General features: G+C 71.9%; 20 protein-coding genes, 1 tRNA gene and 1 pseudogene. 6 read left to right on the top strand and 16 right to left on the bottom strand.

Translation table 11 applies throughout. The features are described from left to right. From FHG89_RS04550 to FHG89_RS04540, 3 genes are all read right to left on the bottom strand, one after another. Positions 1–922: serine/threonine-protein kinase (locus FHG89_RS04550; protein ID WP_167517340.1), on the bottom strand; the 922-nt coding region annotated here is incomplete at its 3' end. Between the two features lie 156 nt (positions 923–1,078). After that, positions 1,079–1,846, bottom strand: a complete 768-nt coding sequence (locus tag FHG89_RS04545; protein WP_139583047.1) for an enoyl-CoA hydratase/isomerase family protein — start codon at positions 1,844–1,846, stop codon at positions 1,079–1,081. A gap of 132 nt (positions 1,847–1,978) precedes the next feature. Further along, the gene (locus tag FHG89_RS04540) at positions 1,979–4,372 is read right to left on the bottom strand and encodes a M4 family metallopeptidase (RefSeq protein ID WP_139583045.1); all 2,394 of its coding nucleotides are present in this window, start codon (positions 4,370–4,372) and stop codon (positions 1,979–1,981) included. 166 nt (positions 4,373–4,538) lie between these two features. On the opposite strand from FHG89_RS04540, the gene FHG89_RS04535 reads away from it, so the two are divergent. Continuing rightward, complete coding sequence (locus FHG89_RS04535; protein ID WP_139583043.1) at positions 4,539–5,060, top strand: protealysin inhibitor emfourin; 522 nt, start codon at positions 4,539–4,541, stop codon at positions 5,058–5,060. 10 nt (positions 5,061–5,070) lie between these two features. On the opposite strand, the gene FHG89_RS04530 is transcribed toward FHG89_RS04535, so the two are convergent. The 4 genes from FHG89_RS04530 to FHG89_RS04515 all read right to left on the bottom strand — a co-directional run bounded on the left by FHG89_RS04530 (position 5,071) and on the right by FHG89_RS04515 (position 6,840). Beyond that, positions 5,071–5,706 carry a histidine phosphatase family protein gene (locus FHG89_RS04530; protein ID WP_139583041.1) on the bottom strand — a complete coding sequence of 212 codons (636 nt, stop codon included), beginning with the start codon at positions 5,704–5,706 and terminating at the stop codon, positions 5,071–5,073. A 69-nt stretch (positions 5,707–5,775) separates the two neighbouring features. Beyond that, positions 5,776–6,195 carry a VOC family protein gene (locus tag FHG89_RS04525; RefSeq protein ID WP_139583040.1) on the bottom strand — a complete coding sequence of 140 codons (420 nt, stop codon included), beginning with the start codon at positions 6,193–6,195 and terminating at the stop codon, positions 5,776–5,778. Between the two features lie 35 nt (positions 6,196–6,230). Further along, the gene (locus FHG89_RS04520; protein WP_139583038.1) at positions 6,231–6,629 is read right to left on the bottom strand and encodes a helix-turn-helix domain-containing protein; all 399 of its coding nucleotides are present in this window, start codon (positions 6,627–6,629) and stop codon (positions 6,231–6,233) included. Positions 6,630–6,763: 134 nt separating this feature from the next. Beyond that, a tRNA-Thr gene (locus FHG89_RS04515) sits at positions 6,764–6,840 on the bottom strand. Positions 6,841–7,181: 341 nt separating this feature from the next. On the opposite strand from FHG89_RS04515, the gene FHG89_RS04510 reads away from it, so the two are divergent. After that, positions 7,182–8,273 (top strand): ABC transporter ATP-binding protein, encoded by a 1,092-nt coding sequence (locus FHG89_RS04510; RefSeq protein WP_139583036.1) that lies wholly within the window; start codon positions 7,182–7,184, stop codon positions 8,271–8,273. 132 nt (positions 8,274–8,405) lie between these two features. Here FHG89_RS04510 and rlmB read toward each other — a convergent pair whose 3' ends face one another. Both rlmB and cysS read right to left on the bottom strand, forming a co-directional pair. After that, on the bottom strand, positions 8,406–9,545 hold the full coding sequence (gene rlmB / locus FHG89_RS04505; protein WP_139583034.1) for a 23S rRNA (guanosine(2251)-2'-O)-methyltransferase RlmB: 1,140 nt from the start codon (positions 9,543–9,545) through the stop codon (positions 8,406–8,408). Then, positions 9,545–10,960 carry a cysteine--tRNA ligase gene (gene cysS / locus FHG89_RS04500; RefSeq protein ID WP_139583033.1) on the bottom strand — a complete coding sequence of 472 codons (1,416 nt, stop codon included), beginning with the start codon at positions 10,958–10,960 and terminating at the stop codon, positions 9,545–9,547. Before cysS ends, rlmB begins: the two co-directional genes overlap by 1 nt. A 114-nt stretch (positions 10,961–11,074) precedes the next feature. Here cysS and FHG89_RS04495 point away from each other — a divergent pair, with 114 nt between their 5' ends. Together FHG89_RS04495 and FHG89_RS04490 are read left to right on the top strand one after the other, a co-directional pair. Further along, positions 11,075–11,743 (top strand): IclR family transcriptional regulator, encoded by a 669-nt coding sequence (locus FHG89_RS04495; RefSeq protein ID WP_139583051.1) that lies wholly within the window; start codon positions 11,075–11,077, stop codon positions 11,741–11,743. Between the two features lie 235 nt (positions 11,744–11,978). Further along, positions 11,979–12,899, top strand: coding sequence for a hypothetical protein (locus FHG89_RS04490; protein ID WP_139583031.1), 921 nt, complete (start codon positions 11,979–11,981; stop codon positions 12,897–12,899). 40 nt (positions 12,900–12,939) lie between these two features. Here FHG89_RS04490 and FHG89_RS04485 read toward each other — a convergent pair whose 3' ends face one another. After that, on the bottom strand, positions 12,940–13,893 hold the full coding sequence (locus FHG89_RS04485; protein WP_139583029.1) for an EamA family transporter: 954 nt from the start codon (positions 13,891–13,893) through the stop codon (positions 12,940–12,942). 86 nt (positions 13,894–13,979) lie between these two features. Between FHG89_RS04485 and FHG89_RS04480 the strand changes: the two genes are divergently transcribed. After that, entirely contained in the window at positions 13,980–14,525 is a 546-nt protein-coding gene (locus FHG89_RS04480; RefSeq protein ID WP_139583028.1) for a CGNR zinc finger domain-containing protein, read from the top strand. Here FHG89_RS04480 and FHG89_RS04475 read toward each other — a convergent pair. The 4 genes and pseudogenes from FHG89_RS04475 to FHG89_RS04460 form a co-directional block, all read right to left on the bottom strand. Continuing rightward, complete coding sequence (locus tag FHG89_RS04475; RefSeq protein ID WP_139583026.1) at positions 14,492–15,067, bottom strand: GNAT family N-acetyltransferase; 576 nt, start codon at positions 15,065–15,067, stop codon at positions 14,492–14,494. The two genes, FHG89_RS04480 and FHG89_RS04475, sit on opposite strands and share 34 nt — an antisense overlap. Positions 15,068–15,151: 84 nt before the next feature. Further along, complete coding sequence (locus FHG89_RS04470) at positions 15,152–15,334, bottom strand: DUF397 domain-containing protein (RefSeq protein ID WP_139583024.1); 183 nt, start codon at positions 15,332–15,334, stop codon at positions 15,152–15,154. Beyond that, a pseudogene (locus FHG89_RS04465) lies at positions 15,325–15,883 on the bottom strand (helix-turn-helix domain-containing protein). Before FHG89_RS04465 ends, FHG89_RS04470 begins: the two are co-directional and overlap by 10 nt. Further along, positions 15,865–16,080, bottom strand: coding sequence for a hypothetical protein (locus tag FHG89_RS04460; RefSeq protein WP_139583022.1), 216 nt, complete (start codon positions 16,078–16,080; stop codon positions 15,865–15,867). Before FHG89_RS04460 ends, FHG89_RS04465 begins: the two are co-directional and overlap by 19 nt. Before the next feature lie 149 nt (positions 16,081–16,229). Here FHG89_RS04460 and FHG89_RS04455 point away from each other — a divergent pair, with 149 nt between their 5' ends. Next, positions 16,230–16,544 (top strand): hypothetical protein, encoded by a 315-nt coding sequence (locus FHG89_RS04455; protein ID WP_139583020.1) that lies wholly within the window; start codon positions 16,230–16,232, stop codon positions 16,542–16,544. Here the strand turns inward: FHG89_RS04455 and FHG89_RS04450 are convergent. Both FHG89_RS04450 and FHG89_RS04445 read right to left on the bottom strand, forming a co-directional pair. Further along, positions 16,521–17,930: a class II fumarate hydratase gene (locus FHG89_RS04450; RefSeq protein ID WP_208760856.1), complete on the bottom strand. Its 1,410-nt coding sequence runs from the start codon at positions 17,928–17,930 to the stop codon at positions 16,521–16,523. The two genes, FHG89_RS04455 and FHG89_RS04450, sit on opposite strands and share 24 nt — an antisense overlap. Before the next feature lie 35 nt (positions 17,931–17,965). After that, complete coding sequence (locus FHG89_RS04445) at positions 17,966–20,944, bottom strand: AfsR/SARP family transcriptional regulator (RefSeq protein WP_139583017.1); 2,979 nt, start codon at positions 20,942–20,944, stop codon at positions 17,966–17,968. Positions 20,945–21,110: the final 166 nt, after the last annotated feature.

Here is a 21,110-nt window from a genome sequence, read left to right as displayed (position 1 = left end):
GCCGAGGCCTACCCGGCGGCCGCGCAGCCGGGCCGCTCGACGGCTCCGCCACGCCCGGCGCAGACTCCGGCGTCACGCCCGGAGCGACCTGGGCCGGCGTCGCGCCCGGGGCGGCCTGGGCCGGCTCGGTGTCGGTGTCCGCCGCGACTGCGATCTCCCCGTCCAGGGCGGCGGATTCGCCCGAGGCGACGCGCAGGACGCGGGCCGCCTCGGCGGCCGGCGGCCGGTCGGCCGGGTCCCGGGCCAGGCACCAGCGATAGAGCCGGTGGACCTCGGCCGGCACCCCGTCCATCTCGGGCAGCGGGTCCGGCCCGACGTGGACCTGGGCGTGCGCCGTCCCGTTCCGCCCCTCGGCGACCCGGGGCAGCCGGCCGGTGAGCGCCCGGTGCAGGAGCAGGCCGAGGGCGTACACGTCGCAGGCAGGTAACACCTCGCCGGCCGCCAGCCGTTCCGGGGCGAGGTAGGCCGGCGTACCGAGCAGCCGCCCCTCGAAGTCGATCTCCGGATCACCGGCGACGGCCGCGATGCCGAAGTCGAGCACCTTGGCGCCGGTGGGTGTCAGCATCACGTTGCCCGGTTTGATGTCGCGGTGCACCAACCCCTGGTCGTGTGCGGCCGCGAGCGCCGACGCGACCTCCGCACACACCCGCAGCCCGACGCGGGGTGGCAGCGGCCCGGCGACCAGCCGCTGTTCGAGGGTGGTGCCGCTGAGCAGTTCCAGCACCACGAACGGAACCCGCACACCGTCGAGAAGCGACTCCCCGTAGTCGTAGACGCTTGTGACGTGCGGATGCGACAGTCGGGCCGCCGCCAGGGCTTCGGCGCGGATGCGCTGCCGGGCGTTGGCGTCGGAGCCGACGAGCACCTTCACGGCCACGTCCCGTTCGAGCACCTCGTCGTACGCCCGGTGCACCGCAGACATGCCGCCGCTGCCGAGACGCTCCAGGAGACGGTAGCGGCCTGCAAGCAACCCATCACGCTGCACGACGGATAGCCTGCCGTACCGACCCGGCCCGACACCACCCGGGATCGAGGTTTCACAATGGCACGGGCGTCGGATGTCCCGGCGGACGGCCGATCAGCCGTCGGCCGGGGCGCGCCAGGCGAAGCGCGGCTGACGACGCTCGACGATCGCCGCCACCCCTTCCCGTGCCTCGCCGGTGGTGGTCACCTTCCGGTGCCACCAGGCGATCCGCGCCGGTCCGGCCCGGTCGTCGATGATCTCCTTGGCGGCGGCGACGCTCAGCGGTGAACGCTGGGCGATCGTGGCGGTCAGGTCGTCCACCCGCGCGGCGAGCCGGTCGCCGGGCAGCACCTCGTCGACCAGGCCGATCCGCAGGGCTCGTTCGGCGTCGATCAGTTCGGCGGTGAACAGCAGGTGCTTCGCCGCGGACGGTCCGACCAGCCGGGACAGCCGGCGGGTGGTAGGCGCCGGGTAGACCAGCCCGAGCCGGGCCGGGGGTACGCCGAAGCGGGCGTCGTCGGCGGCGACGCGCAGGTCGCAGGCGACCGCGAGTTGGGCGCCGCCCCCGACGCAGGCACCCCGGATCGCGGCCACCGTGGGCTTGGCGAAGCTGGCGAGCCGCTCCTCGGCGGCCACCGCGATGCTGGCGTCACCGGCGTCCAGCAGCTCGGCCAGGTCGCCAAGGTCGGCACCCGCGCAGAAGGCGTCACCCGCGCCGGTGAGCACCACCGCCCGTACGCCGGGGTCGGGCTCCAAGCGGTCCAGCAGTTCGGGTAGCTGCCGCCACATGGCCGCCGTCATCGCGTTGCGGCGGGCCGGGTTGTGGATCACCACGGTCGCCACCGGTCCGGTCACCTCGACGGTCAACTCCGCGTCCGACACGTCCGCCCCTCTCCGCGTCAGCCGTCCGACGCCACTGCGAGCCGCCGACGTGCGGCGGTGCGGCGACCATAACGGCGCGGACCCGACGACCACCGATGAGGGGTGGTCGTCGGGCCCTGTACGACGGTCAGGTCAGGAGACGTTGAGCGCCGTGTCGTCGACCACGAAGGACGTCTGGAGCGAGGCGTCCTCGGTGCCGGTGAACTTCAGACTGACGGTCTGGCCGGCGTACGCGGCCAGGGAGAAGGACTTCTGGCTGTAGCCGGTGGCCTTGTTCAGGTTCGAGTAGGTCGCCAGCGTGGCCAGAACGGTTCCGCCCGAGTTGAGCACCTGCACGTTGAGCTTGTCGTACGCGACGCTTGTGGTGGTCTCGGCCGAATCGATGTGCAGCCAGAAGCTGACCGTGTACGACGAGCAGCCCGACGGCAGGGCCACCGACTGGGCGAGCGTGTCGGTGTGGCTGGTGCCGTACCCGTTCAGCCAGGCCTTGTACGACCCGGTGCGGGCCGCCTGGCTGCTGGAGTTGGTGATGACGCCGGAGCTGGCGGTCCAACCGGTCGCACCGGACTCGAAGCCCGGGTTGGCCAGTTTCTGCCCCGGCGCGGTGCAGCCGCCCCCGGTGCCGTTCACGGTCAACGTGTAGGTCGCGCTGCGGGTGACCGCGCCCGCGCCGTTGACGGTCACCGAGTAGGTGCCGGGTGGGGTGGCCGCCGAGGTGCTGATGGTGAGGGTGGACGAGCCGCCCGAGGTCACCGAGGCGGGGCTGAACGCGGCGCTCGCCCCACTGGGCAGGCCGGACGCGGAGAACGTCACGGTCTGCGCCGAGCCGCTGGTGGTGGCCGTCGACACGGTGGTGGAGACCGCGCTGCCCGGGTTCACCGAGCCGGCGGTCGGGGACAGCGACACGGAGAAGTCGTTGCCGGTCGAGCAGGGCGCGTCGTTGCCGGCCACGTTCACCGCGGTCCACGCGGCCTGCACGGCCTTGTACTCGGTGGAGCAGCTTCCGTACAGGTCGGTGGCCGCCCGCAGGCTGTAGGCGCGGGCGGTGTTCGCCGGGTTGCTGGAGCTGACGTACGCCGTGTTGGAGGTGAAGTAGACGTCAAGCGCCCGGAACCAGATCTTCTCCGCCTTGGCCCGGCCGATGCCGGTCACCGCGGGGGCGGAACCGCAGACCGGGGAGGTGCCGTACGCGGTGGCGCCGGTGCCCTCGGCGAGGTTGAAGTAGAAGTGGTTGGCGACGCCGGACGAGTAGTGCACGTCCTTGTTCTTGGTGCTGGTGGACCAGCAGCTGTCCGACGAGCCGTCCAGCGACGGGTTGTACATGTAGCGCAGCGGCGTGCCGTTGCCGTTGATGTTGATCTTCTCGCCGACCTGGTAGTCGCCCGGGTCGGCCGAGGTGTTGGCGTAGAACTCGACCATGTTGCCGAAGATGTCGCTGGTGGCCTCGTTGAGGCCGCCGGACTCACCGGAGTAGGTCAGGCCGCCGGGCACCACGTTCTCGGTGACGCCGTGGCTCATCTCGTGCGCGGCCACGTCGAGGGCGACCAGCGGGCGGGCGTTGCCGGAGCCGTCGCCGTACGTCATCCGGGAGCCGTCCCAGAACGCGTTGACGTAGCTGCTGCCGTAGTGCACCCGGCTCGGCACGCCGGTGCCGTTGCCGAAGATGCCGTTACGGGCGTGCACGTTCTTGTAGTAGTCGAACGTCTTCGCGGCGCCGAAGTGGGCGTCCACCGCGGCGGACTGCCGGCTGGAGGTGGCGCCGGTGCCCCAGGTGTTGTCCGCGTCGGTGAAGGTGGTGCAGCTCGACGTGCCGTTGTTCATGTCGCAGGTCGACCCGTTGCCGTGCGAGGGGTCGATCATCTGGTACGTGCTTCCGGAGAGCGTGGTGTCGACGCTGACCGTGCCCGAATAGAGGCTGTTGCCGGTGCCGGTCACCGATTCGATCTCGTCGTACGACCCGACTGTCGCGCCGGTGGTGGCGTCGGTGATCACGTGCAGCCGGGACGGGGTCTGCCCGTCGGGCTGCCATCCGCTGACCACGGTTTCCCACGCGAGCCGGCCCGTGCCGGAGCTGGCGTCGACGAACAGCTCCGGCGTGCCCACCGCCTCGGCCTTGCCGGCGAACCCGGTGCGTGCGGCCTTCTGCGCCGCGGCCGCCGGGATCCTGGCCGAGGTGGCGAGGGTCAGCGGCGCGGCCAACCCGACCGAACTGCCGGCGTACGTGCCGTTCGGCGCGGTGTGGATGACGAAGTCACCGCCGTACACCCGCAGGCCCTGGTAGGTCCGGGTGTAGCGGGTGTGCGCGGCACCCGTGGCGTCCAGCTTGGTGCTGTGCACCTGGTAGGACTCGGCGCTCGAACCCTGGACGGCGCCGGGGTTCGTCCGTAGGACGGTTGCCGCTCGGGCCGCGGCGGAGGCGTCCGGCGCGGGGGCGGTGGGCGGAGCCGCGTGTGCCGCGGTGGCGACACAGGTCAGCATGCCGCTGGTGAGCAGCACTGCACTGACGGCGGCGAGGGGTCGTTTCACGTGCCCTCCTGGAAGGAGAAGAGTGTGACGGGGGTGGTCACGCATGTAGATATAGCTATGTGTCGAGGAAAAGAGAAGGCCTGGACCGCACCCAGACATCGACAATGGCCGAACGGATGAGGCTTGTGACAGGGAACCGACGATCGGCGCCACGCGTCCGACGGACATGAGATCCGCCTCGACAACCGGCGCCAGCGTCGCGCTCCTGATCGCCCTCCTGGCCGGCTGCACCAGCACCGATCGGGGCGGCAACCCCCCGGACCAGCCGCCCGCCGCCACCGGCCCGTCCCCGACCGTCGCGGCCACCGACTCCCCACCGACGGTCGCCCCCACGGCCAGCGGCGTGGCCCCCCAGGTGATGCTGCGGCGCTCCGGCGGTTTCGCCGGGCGCGGCGACGCGGTCACCGTCGAACCGGACGGCCGGTGGACGGCCGTCGACCGGGCCGGCAGCCGGCGTACCGGCCAACTCGACACCGCCGACCTCGGTCGGTTGGGTGGACTCGTCGCCGACCCCCGCCTCGCCGCCGAGGCACGCCGGACGGCCACCCCGAGCGGATGCGCCGACGCGTTCAGTTACCGGTTGACAGTCGGCGCCATCGAGACCGGGTACGTCGACTGCCCCAGCGAGGCCACCCCACCACCGGCCACCCGCGCCCTGGTCGAGCTGATCCTGCGGGCCACCGACTGACCGCCGGCACTCACACCAGGTAGTCCGCCGGCAGGCCGGTGCCGCGCAGCTCCGGCGGCAGGTGCGCCACGTCGTTGAAGGCGACCATGTTCGGCGGGCCCGCCGGCCCGTACCGGATGACGGTCAGCCCCGCGTTGTGCGAGTTCACGCCCAGCCACCGCCCCTCCGGCGCGTCGAGCGCGTGCCGGACCAGCCAGCCGATCAGGAAGTTGTGCGTCACCACCAGCTCACGCACCGGCTCGCCGCCCCCGTCACCGTCGACCGGGCCGGTGAAACGGCGGACCGCCGCCGCCGTCACCCGCGGCCCGTCGACCCGCGCGGCCGCCGGGAACTGGGCCAGGAAACTGGCGTACGCGGGCGGCAGGTCAGTCGGATCCGTGTCGTGCGGCAGGTGGTCGCCGGCCAACTCCGTCGCGTACACCGGAACCCCCGGCAGTGACGCGGCGACCAGCTCGGCGGTCTGCGCGGCCCGGAGCAGCGGCCCGTGGTGCACCGCGGCGAACCGGCGGCCTCGCAGGCGCTCGCCGAGCAGCTCGGCCTGCCGCCGGCCGCGCTCCGACAGGCCGGAGTCCGGTTCCTCCGACCCGTCCGCCCCGGTCAGGTCCTGCTCACCGTGTCGGGCCAGATACAACAGGCGGGTGATCATGACCTACCCCACCACATCGGGAGGCGCGGGGTCGACCCCGCGCCTCCCGACCATCGCCCCAACGGCCAGCTAGGCCCGCGGGAACATCTGGCCGATGCGGATCTTGTTGCCGAACGGGTCCCGGATGCCGAAGTCGATCCCGTACGGGCGCTCGGTCGGCTCGTCGGTGATCTCGACGCCCTTCGCCACGAGATCCTCGTGCGTCTTGCGGGCGTCGTCGGTGGTCATGAAGAGGTACCCGCCCAGGGCACCCTTGGTGAGCAACTCCCGGACCTGCTCGGCGGTAGCCGGGTCGAGCGCCGGCGGACCCGGCTTCTCCAACAGGATCTCGCGCTCCGGGTCGCCGGGCAGGTTGACCGTCAACCACCGCATGAACCCGAGGTCCTGGTCGGTGTTGACCTCCATGCCGAGCTTGTTCACGTAGAAGTCGAGCGCCTCGTCCTGGTCGAGGACGTAGATCTGGGAGCGGCTGATCGCGTTCATCGTCATGCCCATGACGCTAGAGGTCGCCCCTGACCTGCTGCTTATCCAAAACTGATCGGTCTGGTCCAGGCCTTGGTGAAGCAGGACGGCACGTTCGTGGGCGTGGCGCGTCGACGGAAGCCGGTCGGCGACTCACCGACGATCTGCCGGAACGTCCGACTGAACGTGCCCAGGCTGCTGAAGCCGACCGCGAAACAGATGTCGGTCACGTCCCGCTCGGTCTCCACAAGCAGCCACATCGCCCGCTCCACCCGGCGGCGTTGCAGGTAGCGGTGCGGGGTCTCACCGAACGTGGCCCGGAATGTCCTGATGAAATGGGCCTCCGAGACGTGCGCGATCCGGGCCAACGCCGGAATGTCCAGCGGCTCGGCGTACGCCCGGTCCATCGCGTCCCGGGCACGCAGCATCGCCCGGTTCGACTCCTCCACCGCGCGACTCATCGGGCCCCCGTCCCGCCCGGCTGTCTGCCCGGCCCCAGGCTACCGCCAGGCCCCGGACTGCCGAGAAGATGCGCCGCCACGTTGCCGCGCGGCGCACTCGCGGCGGCGCCGGTCCGAAAACTGCCTGATGGAATTGGAGCCCCCGGCCGGGATCGAACCGGCGACATCTCGCTTACAAGGCGAGTGCTCTGGCCAGCTGAGCTACAGGGGCGCGTGCGTCGTGGTCAGCATAGCGAGTGACGTCCGGATATCCCGCTCGCGAGGGCTCCCGAGCACGGGAAACGTCAACAACCCGACGCCCATTGGTATGACGACATGTCGATTGATGGCCTCCCGTGCCCGACTGACCGGAATGCGTAGGTGATGGGCCACGTACGACCCTCCCCCGCCTTGGCAGCGCGGGGAAAGCCGTTTACGGTGCAGTGACACGGACGACAACCCGGCCGCCCCCGCGACCGGGCCGCCGTCCGCTGACCGGCACGGACACGTGCCTGTCGCTCCTTCACTCGGATCGTCCGGCACGTTCCTGCCGGTGAAAGGAAGCGCTTCACCATGGCTACGGTCACCTATTCCAAGGCGTCCCGGATCTACCCGGGCACCGAGCGTCCCGCCGTCAACGAGCTGGACCTCGAGATCGGCGACGGCGAGTTCCTCGTCCTGGTCGGCCCCTCCGGTTGCGGCAAGTCCACGAGCCTGCGGATGCTCGCCGGCCTGGAGGACGTGGACGCCGGTTCGATCTACATCGACCAGCGTGACGTCACCCACCTCCCCCCGAAGGCCCGCGACATCGCGATGGTCTTCCAGAACTACGCCCTCTACCCGCACATGACTGTGTACGAGAACATGGCGTTCGCCCTGAAGCTGCGCAAGACCTCCAAGTCGGAGATCGACCGCCGGGTCAAGGAGGCGGCCGGCCTGCTCCAGCTGGAGGAGTTCCTCAGCCGCAAGCCGAAGGCGCTCTCCGGTGGTCAGCGTCAGCGTGTCGCCATGGGCCGCGCGATCGTCCGCGAGCCGCAGGTCTTCCTCATGGACGAGCCACTGTCGAACCTCGACGCCAAGCTGCGTGTGCAGACCCGTACGCAGATCGCGTCGCTCCAGGCCAAGCTGGGCGTCACCACCGTGTACGTCACGCACGACCAGGTCGAGGCCATGACCATGGGTCACCGGGTGGCCGTGCTGCTCGACGGCGTCCTTCAGCAGGTGGACACGCCGCGGGCGCTCTACGACACCCCGGCCAACGTCTTCGTCGCCGGCTTCATGGGCTCCCCCGCCATGAACATCAAGACCGTTCCGCTGAACGAGCAGGGCGCCGAGTTCGCCGAGCTGCACATCCCGCTGACCCGCGAGCAGGTCGCCGCGGCCCGCGCCGAGGGCGGCGACGGCAAGGTGACCGTGGGCTTCCGCCCGGAGGACTGCGACCTGGTCAGCCCGACTGAGGGCGGCATGCCCGTCGTCGTCGAGCTGGTCGAGGACCTCGGCTCGGACGCGAACGTCTACGGTCACGCCGCGCTGGGTGGCAACTCGGAGCGCTTCGTCGTCCGCACCGACCGGCGCACCATGCCGAACATGGGTGACACCGTGTTCGTCAAGCCGCGCACCGGCCGCAGCCACGTCTTCCACGCCGCCACGGGCAGCCGGATCTGACGTAACGCCGTACCGGAAGGGGCGGTCCGCTTCGGCGGGCCGCCCCTTTTGTCGTACCGGCAGGTTCGCCTCACCCGGTGGGCACACGACGCGGCCCCTCCCCGGAGTCGGGGAGGGGCCGCGTCGACGTGACTACAGCTCGACCGAGCGCCGGCGGGCGACCTCGGCCAGGGTGACGGCGGCCGCCACGCTGGCGTTGAGCGACTCCACCTCGGAGATCATCGGGATGCTGACGGTCAGGTCGCAGGTCTCGCCGACCAGCCGGGACAGCCCGCGCCCCTCGGAGCCGACCACCACCACCAGCGGACCGACCGCGGCCTCCAGGTCGTACAGGTCGGTGTCGCCGTCGGCGTCCAGGCCGACCACCATGAAGCCGGCCTCGCGGCACGCCTTCAACGACCGGGTCAGGTTGGTCACCTGCGCCACCGGCACCCGCGCGGCCGCGCCGGCGCTGGTCCGCCAGGCGGTCGCGGTGATCCCGGCGGCCCGCCGCTCGGGTACGAAGACACCCTGCGCGCCGAATGCGGCGGCCGAACGGATCACCGCGCCCAGGTTGCGCGGGTCGGTGACCCCGTCCAGTGCGACAAGCAGCGGCGCCTGCTGCTCCAGGGCGGCGGCGACCATGTCGTCGAACGGCTGGTACGCGAAGGGCGGCACCTGCAACCCGACGCCCTGGTGCAGCACCCCGCCGGTCATCCTGTCCAGCTCGGCCCGGCTGATCTCCAGGTTGGCGATGCCCCGGTCGGCGGCGGTCCGGATGATCTCGTTGATCCGGTCGTCCATGTCGATGCCCTGGGCCGTGTAGAGCGCCGTCGCCGGCACCTGGGCGCGCAGCGCCTCCAGCACCGGGTTGCGCCCGACCAGCAGCTCCGGGGTGTCCTTCGACGGGTTGGACTTGCGCCCGGGCGCGACCCGGGGACCGCTGCGGCCGACGGGCTTGCCGCCCCGGCCTGCGGCGCCACGACCGGCGGCCCGCCCGGCAGGTACGCCCCGGCCGCCGCCCTTGCCCCAGGTGGTGTCCTTGCTGCCCGGCTGACCGATCTTCGGGGCACGCCCCTCCTCGGCCGCCGCCCGACGCTCCTTGTCCTGCTTCCAGGCGGTGCGCTGGGGCAGCTTCTCGGTGCCCGAGTAACCCTTGTGCCACGGTCGCTCGTCGGCGGGCAGCGTACGCCCCCGACCGGCGAGGGAGTCCTTGTTCTTGCCGCCGGAGCCCTTGGGGGCACCCGCCTTCGGCGTCAGTCGCCGGCCACGGCGCTGCGAGTTGCCGGCCATCAGTCCTGCTCTCCAATAGTCCAACGGGGGCCCTGGGGGGTGTCCTCGACCACCACGCCGGCCAGCTTGAGCTGGTCGCGTACGGCGTCCGCGGCGGTCCAGTCCTTGCGGCCCCGGGCCTGCGCGCGCTGCTCCAGGGCCAGCGCGATCAGGGAGTCCACCACGGCGCGCAGGTCATCCGAGCGGCCGCCACCGGTCCACGCCGGGTCGAGGGGGTCGATGCCGAGGATATCCAGCATTGCCCGCACTGCGGCCAGGGTGGTGCGGACGGTCACATCGTCACCGACGCTGAGCGCGGTGTTGCCGTCCCGGATGTGCTGTTGCAGCACGGCCAGGGCGGCGGACGTGTTGAGGTCGTCGTCCATGGCGGCGACGAAACCGGCCGGAAGCTCGCCGAGCTGCCCGACGCCGACCCGCTCGGCGGCCCGCTGCACGAAACCCTCGATCCGGCGATACGCGGTGGCCGCGTCGCGCAGCGAATCCTCCGAGTAGTCGATCACCGAGCGGTAGTGGGCGGCGGCGTAGTAGTAGCGCAGCTCCACCGGCCGCACCCCCAGCGAGTCCACGTACGCCAGGTCCAGCGCGTTGCCCGCCGACTTGCCCATCTTGGCCCCGCCGATGCTGAGCAGCCCGTGGTGCACCCAGTAGCGGGCGAACGGCAGCCCGGCCGCCTGAGACTGGGCGATCTCGTTCTCGTGGTGCGGGAACGTCAGGTCCAGTCCGCCACCGTGGATGTCGAACTCCGGGCCGAGGTACCGCCAGCACATCGCCGAGCACTCGATGTGCCAGCCCGGCCGGCCCAGCCCCCACGGCGACGGCCAGTAGGCGTCCGCCGGCTCGTCCGGCTTGGCGCCCTTCCACAGGGCGAAGTCGCGCGGGTCCCGCTTGCCCCGGTCGGGGGCGTCGCCGGCCGACTGCATCGCGTCCGGGGATTGACCCGACAGCGATCCGTACGCCGGCCAGGACGCCACGTCGAAGTAGACGTCGCCGGAGCCGTCTGTGGCCGGGTAGGCGTGCCCATCGTTGATCAGCTTGGTGATCAGCTCGTGCATCTCCGGGATGTGCCCGGTGGCGCGCGGCTCGTAGGTGGGCGCCAGCACGTTCAACGCCTGGTACGACTCGGCGAGGATCAACTCGTTGGCGTACGCGATCGACCAGAACGGCCGACCCTGCTCGCCCGCCTTGACCAGGATCTTGTCGTCGATGTCGGTCACGTTGCGGATGAACGTGACCTCGTAACCGGCGACAAGCAGCCAGCGGCGCAGCACGTCATAGTTGACGCCGGAGCGAAGATGGCCGATGTGCGGCGGCGCCTGGAGGGTGAGACCACACAGGTAGACCCCCACCTTGCCGGCTTCCCGCGGGACGAAGTCCCGCACCGATCGGGTGGCGGTGTCATACAGGCGTAGCGTCACCGTACAAGGGTAGCCGTCCACGCCTGTCCGGATCCGCCGGTGCCGGGTCGTACGCTGCCAGACGTGGATGCGACCGCACGCTCCGGTGAGCCACCCGCCAGCACCGAGACTGTCGTGGGTCACCCGGACGCGGTCGCCGGGGTGGCCGGGCGGGGCGGGGAGACGGCGCAGACGCTGGACCGGGGTCTGCGGCTGCTGCACCTGGTCGCCGACGCGCCGGGCGGCCTGACGGTCACCGAGGCCGCGACCCGGCTGGGGATCGGCCGGGCCGCCGTCTACCGGCTGGTCGGCCCGCTGACCGGGCACGGAATGCTGCGCCGCGACGCCGACGGGCGGCTCCGCCTCGGCGCCGGGGTGCTGCACCTGGCCCGCCGGGCCCAACCACTGCTCGCCGAGGGCGCGCTGCCAGCCCTGCGTCGGCTCGCCGAGCAGGCCGGCGCGACCGCGCACCTGACCGTGGTCGAGGGCGGCGAGGGCGTCGCGCTTGTCGTGGTCGAGCCGAGCTGGACGTCGTTCCACGTGGCGTACCGGACGGGGGCGCGGCATCCACTGGATCGGGGAGCGGCGGGGCGGGCCATCCTGGCCGGCCGGACCGGTGTGGCGGAACCGGTGAGCAGCAGCGGAGAGTTGCAGTCCGGGGCGTACGGGGTGGCAGCGCCGGTGCTCGGCGTACCCGGGTTGGAGGCGAGCGTGGGCGTGGTGGCCCTCGCCCCGCTGGACGTCGGACTGGTCGGCCCGCAGGTGCTGGCCGCCGCAACGGCCGTCGCCGCCGCCCTCCGCTGACGCTGACCCCGCCGGCCCGCTGACCCGTCGGTCGGTCGGCCTTGATCGACTCCACATCGCCGATGTGGCGGCATCTCGGCCGATCGATGGCGCCACTACGCCGATATGGTGTTGATCTAGCCGTATAGCACTCCGAGCCGGGTGGTCGGCGGTCGTCCACAGGTGCGCCCCGGGCGCCCTTCCGGCGCTGTCCACAGGGGTTTCGGGTGCCCAGTCGGGGTCCGAGTCTGGGCCTATGCCTCCTCATCCCCACCGACCTCCCGCCCTCGCCTGGCAGGTCTTCCGCGGCTCCGACGTGGTCCGACAGGGACTGGCCACCAGACACCAGCTACGTGGCTCGTCCTGGATCCGCCTTCGGCACGACGTGTACGCCGACGCCCGCCTCGATCGCGACCACGCGCTGGCCTGCCGGGCAGCGGCGTTGCGGCTGCCACCCGAGGCGGTGATCGCCGGCCCGTCGGCGGCCTACCTGCACGGCGTCGAGCACGCCGCAGGGTTCGACGACGACGTCCACGTCCTGGTGCCGAAGGCCTGTCGGGTCGACTCCCGACGCCGCCTCCGGGTGCACCTGCTCGGCGCCGCCGACGCGCCGTCCCTCCCGCCGGTGACCAACCGAAGAGACGGCATCGAGCTGCGCCGCACGGATCCCACCTCGGCCGCCTGGGAGACGGCTGTCTGGTTGGATCCGCTGCGCGCGGTCCCGATCGTCGACTCGCTCCTCGCGGGCGGTCTGACCACCCAGGCGGCGTTGTCCACAGTCGGCACCGCCAACGCGGACCGACCGGGTGGCCGGCGGGCGAGATGGGTCTTCGGCCTGGCCGATCCGGGCGCGCAGTCGCCTCCCGAGTCGCAGCTACGGGTACGTCTGGTGCTGGGCGGGCTTCCCCGGCCGGTGACCCGGCAGCCGATCCGCGTGGCCGGCGGGCTCGTGCTGCATCCCGACCTGGCCTGGCCGGAGTTCCGGGTGGCGCTCGAGTACGACGGCCGGTGGCACTCCGATCCGCAGCAACTGCACCGCGACCGCCGACGGCTCAACCTGCTCGTCGGTGCGGGCTGGCTGGTGCTGCACGTGACCAGCCGGCGATTGCATGGCGAGTTCCCGGCGGTGCTCAGCGAGGTGCGCGCCGCGCTGATCGGCCGGGGCTGGCGTCGGTGAGCACCAGAACCCGAGTCGATCAAGCGCCGAGACCACTGTCTCAGGCGTTGACGGCCAGCGCGGGCTCGGGCGGGGCAGGTGCGGGCGAGGCGCGCAGTTCGTCGAGGCGTACCAGCGCGACCCCGGCGACGATCAGCACGCCTCCGAACAACTGCCAGGCGGTAGGCAACTCGTCCAGGAACAGCCAGGCGATGAGCACCGCGAAGAGCACCTCGGTCAGTCCCACGAACGAGGCCAGCCGGGGCCCGAGGATCCGGGTGCCGGCGATCCCGGCCAGGTACGCGACGACGGCGGCGACCAGGGAGAGCCCGACGATGGGCAGGAGCCAGCTGGTGCGCTGCCCGGCGAAGGTGACCTCGCCGAAGGTGGCGTGCAGCGGCAGCACACCGGTCAGCCCGATCAGGAGCAGAACGGCGGCGCCGACGGCCATTCCGCCGCTGGCCATGGCGACGGAGGGCAGCCGGGGATCGACGCGGCCGGCGAGTACGAAGTAGCCGGCCAGGCCCAGCGCCGCGCCGAGTCCCCAGAGCACGCCCACCGGGTGGAAGTCGGCGTTGCCGGCGAGGTCCAGCACGAACGCCAGTCCGCCCAGGGCGGCCACCGAGCCGACCACGGTGAGCTGGCGGGGACGCTGCCCGTGTCGCAGCCACATCCAGCCCACGACCAGGATGATGCCGAGGTATTCCAGCAGCAGCGCGACGCCGACCGGCAGGTAGCGCACGGCGTTGAAGAAGCAGGCCTGGGCCAGCGCGACCCCGAGCAGCCCGAACATCGCGATCGCCGTGGTGTTCCGCCGCAGCACGTCCCAGTTGCCGCGCAGTGACAGCACGGCGGGGATCGCCAGCACCAGGGCGGCGATGCCGACCCGGGCGCTGACGGCGGCCTCGGCGGACCAGCCGGCTTCGATGAGGGAGCGCGCGAAGGTGCCCGAGGTGGCGAAGGTGACCGCGGAGAGCAGCGCCAGCGCTACGCCGGCGGCGGGTCGTCGGTGCATCTCGCGCTCCTCGGTACGGCACGGGTGTCATGAGCAAACTATCCTTGTGCCGATGACGCTAGGCGGAGCCTGTGACAGGAGTCAAGTTGCTGTTCGCTCATGACACCGAGTGTTCGCTGATCGCCGCCGCCGCACTCGTGAACACGGCGGGCCGCGACGGCGAACTGCTCCCCGACGTCGCCGCGCTGGACGCGTTCTTCGTCCGGCACTCCTACAGCGGGCGGCACGAGCACACCGACGCGGAGTTGCACGCCGTCCGGGAGCTGCGGCCACGGCTACGCCGCATCTGGTACGCCGAACCGCCCGAGATCGTCACCCTGGTCAACGGCCTGCTGCTGGAGCACAAGGCGCTGCCGCAGCTCATCGAGCACGACGACGAGCCGTACCACCTGCACGCCGTACCCCGGGACGCCCCGCTGGCGACCCGCCTCGCGGTGGAGGCAGCGATGGCCATGGCCGACCTGGTCCGCGCCGGTGAGCTGCGTCGACTGCGGATCTGCGAATTCCCGGACTGCGACAACGTGGTCGTCGACCTGTCCCGCAACCGGTCGCGGCGCTTCTGCGAGGCCGGCTGCGGCAACCGCGCGGCGGTGACCGCCTACCGGGCGCGCAGGGCCGCCGGCCGTTCCTGAACGGCGTCGGCCCGCACCTCGTACTCGACCTCGCCGTGCTCGGTCCCGGGAATCGGGTCGTCCCACTGAAGGTGGAAGGTGCGCACGTGGCGCAGGCCCGCCTTCGCCAGCACCCGCCGGGACCTGTCGTTGACCGCCATCGTCTCGGCCCAGACCCGACGCACGCCCACCCGGTCGAAGGCGTACCGGACCAGCGCCCGGGACCCCTCGGTGGCCAGGCCGCGCCCCCACGCCGAGCGGCGCAGCCGGTAACCCAGCTCGGCCTCCGTGCCGTCGACCGACGGGTCGAGCGCGAGCCAGCCCAGGAAGTCGCCCGTCCCCCGGTCGAGCGCCGCCCAGCGGCCCAGCCCGGGATGCCTGTCGTACTGGGCGAGCAGCTTCGGCAACTGCTCATCCCGGACGGTGGCCAGCGGTGTGGCGACGCCACCGGTGAGGAACCGCATCACCTCCGGGTCGCTGTCCAGCTCCACCAGCGCGTCCACGTCGGCGATCGTCAACCGACGCAGCAGCAGCCGCCCGGTCGCCGGAGGCACTCCATCCATGACCGGATCATCCCGCCCACCCGAACACCCGTCGAGCCGTTTACCCACGACCCCGCGACCGCCGCGGCGGGCGAGGCGGTCGCGTCAGCGCGGGGGCGCGGCCACGAAGAGCCGCCAGGAGTACGCGTCGACCACGAGCACGGGCCCGTCCGGGTCCTTGCTGTCCCGCACCCCGACCACGCCCCCGCGATTCGTAGCCACCTCGACGCACCAGTTGTCCTGGTTGCTGCGGCTGCTCTTGCGCCATCGAGCGTCGGTCAACTCCACGACTCGGCCACCTCGTTCATCAACTCGATCGACGCCTGCGGGGGCAGGGCTTCGCCCAAGGTAGCCTCCCAGACCCGCTGCAACCGCAACAGATCCCTCGGCTGGTCCAGCTCCTGGCCGCGGACCTGACCCTCCAGGTAGGCCACCTCGGTGCCGTCGGGCAGGGCGGCGAGCGCGAACTGCCCACCGAGCCCCGGATACTCCTCGGCGGATCGCGGCACCACGTGCAACCAGACCCGGGGGTGCCCGGTGGCGATGCCCAAGGTGCAGCGTCTGGTCGCGCATCACCTTCCGCCCGCCCACCCGACGCCGCAGCACGGCCTCGTCCAGCACCGCCACGATCTGCGGCGCCCGCTCGCTGTGCAGCACCTCCTGACGTTCCAGGTACTTGGCCGTGGGCGGCTGCTGGCCCAACTCGACGGCGCTGACCATCGACGCCGAGTAGTTGACCGCCTTGGCCAGCTCGTCCTGACTCCAACCGCGCCGGGCCCGCGCCCGGCGCAGCTCCGCGATCAGGAACGCCGCCGCCGTCATCTGCCCATCGGCCATGCCCAGCCACCCTCCACCCTGCCGACGATCAACTCCAGCCGGTCGCCAGCGGCGGTGCGGTCCCGGAACAGAGCAGCCCCGACAGGCCGGCCGAACCCTTCCGACCGTAGTCGTCCGATCACCAGACTGTGAAGCGCGGCACCGCTCCCCGTCCCCTGGGCGAAGCCGACCAACTGCGCAAGATCGTGCTCGATCATGGAAGTAGTGGGGTCCTGGCGTGCGAAGGCCACTACATCCAGGATCGAACACGATCAAGGCACGGCACGGCAAGGCGCGGCACGGCGCGGACGCCAGAGCGAGCGGGGGTGATGCCACAAACGATTCAGCTCCAAAGGAAGGCCGCAGCATGCCCCGGACCACCCCGGACGACCGCGCGACGACGCCCCGCCGACCGCACCTGCCGCTGCGCCCGCTCTGGCTCTGCCGGGTCTGCGCCGCGCCCTGGCCGTGCCCGGTCGCCCGGCTCACCCTCCGCCAGGAGTACGCCCACGACCGGATCGCGTTGAGCATCTACCTCTGCGCCGTCCTGCACGACGCGGCTGCCGACCTGTACCGGCTCAACCCGCACGACGGGCCGGACCCGGCAACGCTCTTCACCCGGTTCCTCGGCTGGGCGGCACCGCGCGGCGGCCAGGCCTCAGGGGTGGGTCATGCGGAGTAGGTCCAGGGTCTCGTCCAGCTGGGTTTCGGTGAGTTTGCCGGAGTCGACATGCCCCCGGGAGATCACCACCTCGCGGATGGAGGTCTGCTTGGCGAGCGCCTCCTTGGCGATCGAGGCGGCCTCGTCGTACCCGAGGTAGCGATTCAGCGGAGTGACGATCGACGGCGATCCCTCCGCGTACGCCAGGCAGACCTCGGCGTCCGCGACCAGGCCGGCCACCAGGCGGTCGGCGAACAGCCGGCTCACGGCGGCCAGCAGCCGGATCGACTCCAGCAGGTTGCGGCCCATCACCGGGAGCATCACGTTCAGCTCGAAGTCGCCCTGGGAGCCGGCGAAAGCGACTGTCGCGTCGTTGCCGATCACCTGGGCGCACACCTGCCGCATCGCCTCGGCGACCACCGGGTTGACCTTGCCCGGCATGATCGACGAGCCGGGCTGGAGATCGGGGATGCGCAGCTCACGCAGGCCGGCGCGAGGGCCGGAGCCCATCCAGCGGATGTCGTTGGCGACCTTGTAGAGGCCGACCGCCACGGTCCGCAACTGCCCCGACGTCTCCACCAGCGCGTCCCGGGCCCCCTGCGCCTCGAAGTGGTTACGTGCCTCGGACAGCGGCAGGCCGGTCGACTCGCGCAGCTTGCCGATGACGGCGGCGGCGAAACCGAGCGGGGTGTTGATCCCGGTGCCCACGGCGGTGCCACCCAGCGGCAGCTCCGCCAGCCGGGGCAGCGAGCCCTCCAGCCGCTCCACGCCGTAACGGACCTGGGCCGCGTACCCACCGAACTCCTGCCCCAACGTGACAGGGGTGGCGTCCATCAGGTGGGTACGCCCCGCCTTCACCACCGTCTCGAACTCGGCCGCCTTCGCCTCCAACGCGGCGGCGAGGTGGTTCAGCGACGGCAGCAGATCCTCCACGATGAACTGCGTGGCGGCCAGGTGGATCGACGACGGGAACACGTCGTTGCTCGACTGGGATGCGTTGACGTGATCGTTGGGGTGCACAGGCGCGCCCAGCTCACGGCTCGCCAGCGTGGCGATCACCTCGTTGGTGTTCATGTTCGAGGAGGTGCCCGAGCCGGTCTGGAACACGTCCACCGGGAACTGGTCGTCGTAACCGCCGTCGGCCACGTGCGCGGCGGCGGCCGTGATGGCGGCGGCCACGTTGGCGTCGATCACGCCCAGCTCGCCGTTGACCTCGGCCGCCGCGCCCTTGATCTGCGCGAGGGCCTTGATCTGGGCCGGCTCGATGCCCCGCCCGGAGATCGGGAAGTTCTGCACCGCACGCTGGGTCTGCGCCCGCCACAGCGCCTCGGCGGGCACCTCCACCTCGCCCATCGAGTCGCGTTCGATCCGGTATCCGGTCGCCTCTGGAGTCGTCACGCGTACCATCCTGCCGCGCCCGTGGCCGACTCGCAGATGATCCGTCAGCCCAACTCGGCCAGCAGCCGTTCCACCTCGTGCCGCTCCGGCGACTCGACCTGCCGGTACAAACCCAGCGCCCGGTTCAGGTCCGCACGCGCCGCAACCGGGTCGCTGCCCCGCAGGCAGCGTGCGATGCCCTCCAGCGCCCGGGCCTGCTCGTAGCGGGCACCCAGTTGCGAGGCGTCGGCGAGCACCCGGCGATGCAGGTCGAGCGCGCTGGCCGTGTCGCCCTGATCCAGGATCGCCCGGGCCAGCAGATTGCGCGAGGCGCACTGGCCGATGCGGTCCCCCACCTCGGTCATCGCGGCGAGGGCCGCGCGGTGCAGGTCGGCGGCCCGTTCCGGGTGCCCGGCCTCCCGGTCCATGGCCCCGATCTCGTTGAGCACCTCACCCTCACCGAACCGGGCACCGGCCTGCCGCTTGAGGCGCAGAGCCGCCCGCAGCAGTCGACGTGCCGGCCCCGCCGCACCCATCCGGTGCCGGATCATCCCCAGGTGACCCACGGCGTTGCCGAGCTGTCGCGGATCGCCGATCTCCCGGGCCAGCGCCAGGTGCCGTCGACACGTGTGGAGCGCCTCGTCGTACCGGCCGCAGAGAAGCAGGGCGATCGCCAGGTTGTTGAGCCCGTTCGCGAGTGGCACGCGCTCCCGCATCTGCCGCGCGAGGGTCACTCCGGCGTTGTAGCACTCGATGCCTCTGCGGTAGTCGCCGTTCGCCGCGTACGACGTACCCAGGTTCCCCAGGCTGTTGCGCACCTCCTTCCACAGCCCGAGCTGGCGGTACAGGCCTACCGACTTCTCCATGAGGCGGGTCGACTCGGCGAACCGACCGAGCCGGTAGTGGGCCGAGGCGAGGTAGTTGAGGGTCGTACCGACCGCCGTCTTGTCACCCAGCGCCTCGGCGGCGCTCAGCGCGATCGTGTGCGTCTCGATCAGCTCGTCCAGGTGCCCGCCATCGAACTGGGCGTGCCAGCAGGCGCGCGCCAGATGCCAGCAGTGCTGGAGAAAACCCTCCTCGTCCGCGAGGCGGACCAGGGCCGTCAGCGCGGTCAGGTTCTCGTCGAACCACACGCCACCCTGTTCGGCGACGGGCAGGACCAGCTCCGGACGTGCGGGCTCGGGCAGCAGCGCCAGGGTGTAGCCGGAGGAGAGTTCCCTCCGACGGGCGATCACGGCGGCCACGTGTAGGTGATGGTCGAGCAGACGCTCGATGCCGACCCGCCGCTCCACCGCCCGCTCCGGCTCGGCGACGAGCGAACGCGCGTACTCCCGGACCAGGTCGTGCAGCCGGTACCGGCCCGGCACCGTCTCCTCCACCAGGTTCGCATCGACCAGCTCGTCCAGCAGGTCCTGCGCCTCGGGAAGCGGCTGCTCGGTGAGAGCCGCGGCGACCGCCCTGTCGAACCGTACCCCCGGGTGCAGGCCCAGCAGCCGGAACGCGCGCTGCGCGGCCGGCGACACCTGGGCGTACGACAGGGCGAACGCGCGGCCGACGGACCGCTCGCCCGCCTCGAACTCGGCCAACGGATCACGACGGGAGATCAGCCGCTCCGCCAGGTCGGCGATGCGCCACCGAGGCCGGTGCGCCAGCCGGGCGCCGGCCAGCCGGATCGCCAGAGGCAGGTGGCCGCAGCGCCGGACGACCTCGGTGGCCGCCTCCGGCTCCGCCGCCACCCGGTCCACGCCGGCCACCCGCCCGAGCAGCTCGACCGCCTCGTCGGTGTCGAGCACGGGCAGCGACGACGGGCGTCCCTCGTCCACCCCGACCAGCCGGCGACGGCTGGTGATCAGGATCAGGCACTGCGAACCGTTGGGCAGAAGCGGTGTCACCTGGTCGGCGGTGGCCGCGTTGTCCAACACCACAAGGGCTCGCCGACCGGCCAATTCGGTGCGCCAGAGCGCCAACCGGTCTTCCGGGTTCGTGGGCACCTGCTCGGCGGGCACACCGAGCTGCCGCAGCAGCGTGGCCACCGCCGCGGCCGGCGTCAACGGGGTGCGCTCGCTGTGCCCGTGCAGGTCGATGAAGAGCTGCGCGTCGGGGTAGTCGTCGGCGAGGGCGGTGGCGACGTGCACGGCGAGGGCGGTCTTGCCGCTGCCGGCCATGCCGTCGACCAGTTGGATCCGCGCGCCGTCCTGCACCTCCTTCATGAGGCGGGCCAGCGTCTCCTGCCGACCGGTGAAATCGCCGATCGCCCGGGGCAGGGAACGGACCGGCGCGACCGACCGGGTTTCCCGTCCGGCCAGTGCCAGGTCGCCGGCGAGTACGCGCTGATGCAGCTTCTGCAACTCGGCGCCCGGTTCGATACCCAACTCGTCGGCGTAGGAGCGGCGGCCCTCCCGGTAGACCGCGAGCGCGTCGGCCTGCCGACCGACCGAGGACAGTGCCAGCATCAGTTGACCCCGCAGGCGTTCCCGCAGCGGATGCCGGTCGACGCTCTCGGTCAGCTCCTCGATCAGCTCCGCGGCCCGCCCGAGGCGCAGCTCGACGTCGACGCACTCCTCCAGCACGGTGAGGCGCTGCTCGTCGAGTGCCTGGGCGCGCCGGCGGACGCTGCGGCTCGGGATGCCGCCGAGCGCCGGCCCGCGCCAGAGCGCCAGGGCCGCGCGGAACCGCTCACCCGCGTCGCCCAACCGGCCGGCCGCGACGGCGGCCCGGGCGGCGTCCACCGCGCGGGCGAAGACCTCGGCGTCCAGGTCGCTCGGGGCGGTACGGATGCCGTAGCCGACCGGGTCGGTGATGATGGTTTCCGGGGTGAGCCCCAGCTCGGTGAACCTGCGGCGCAACCGCGACACGCAGGTCTGCAACTGGGCCCGGGCGGTGGCCGGCGGGTGCTCCTCCCACACCGCGTCGACCAGCTCCTCGACGGGCACCAGCCGACCGGGGCGCAGCAGCAGCATGGCGAGCACGATCCGGTCGCGGCCGGCGGTGACAGTGGACTCGCCACCGCCCACCCGCAGAGGCCCCAGGATCCCGAACCGCATCTACTCCCCCGCATCAGTGGTGCAACTTTCAGCAGAGTAGTCCGGCGATCACAGATCGGCGCAGTCAGGCGAGAGTGATCTGAGAGCGGATCGACAGCGGTGCGCAGCAGACTCGCTCCGGGTTGTCGGTGACGGCATCCGACGGGGGCGGTGCGCCCGCCCCACC

Source organism: Micromonospora orduensis (assembly GCF_006228125.1).
Lineage (GTDB): Bacteria > Actinomycetota > Actinomycetes > Mycobacteriales > Micromonosporaceae > Micromonospora > Micromonospora orduensis.
The sequence above is the reverse complement of the archived record's forward strand: the minus strand, read 5'-3'. Positions and strand labels throughout refer to the sequence as shown.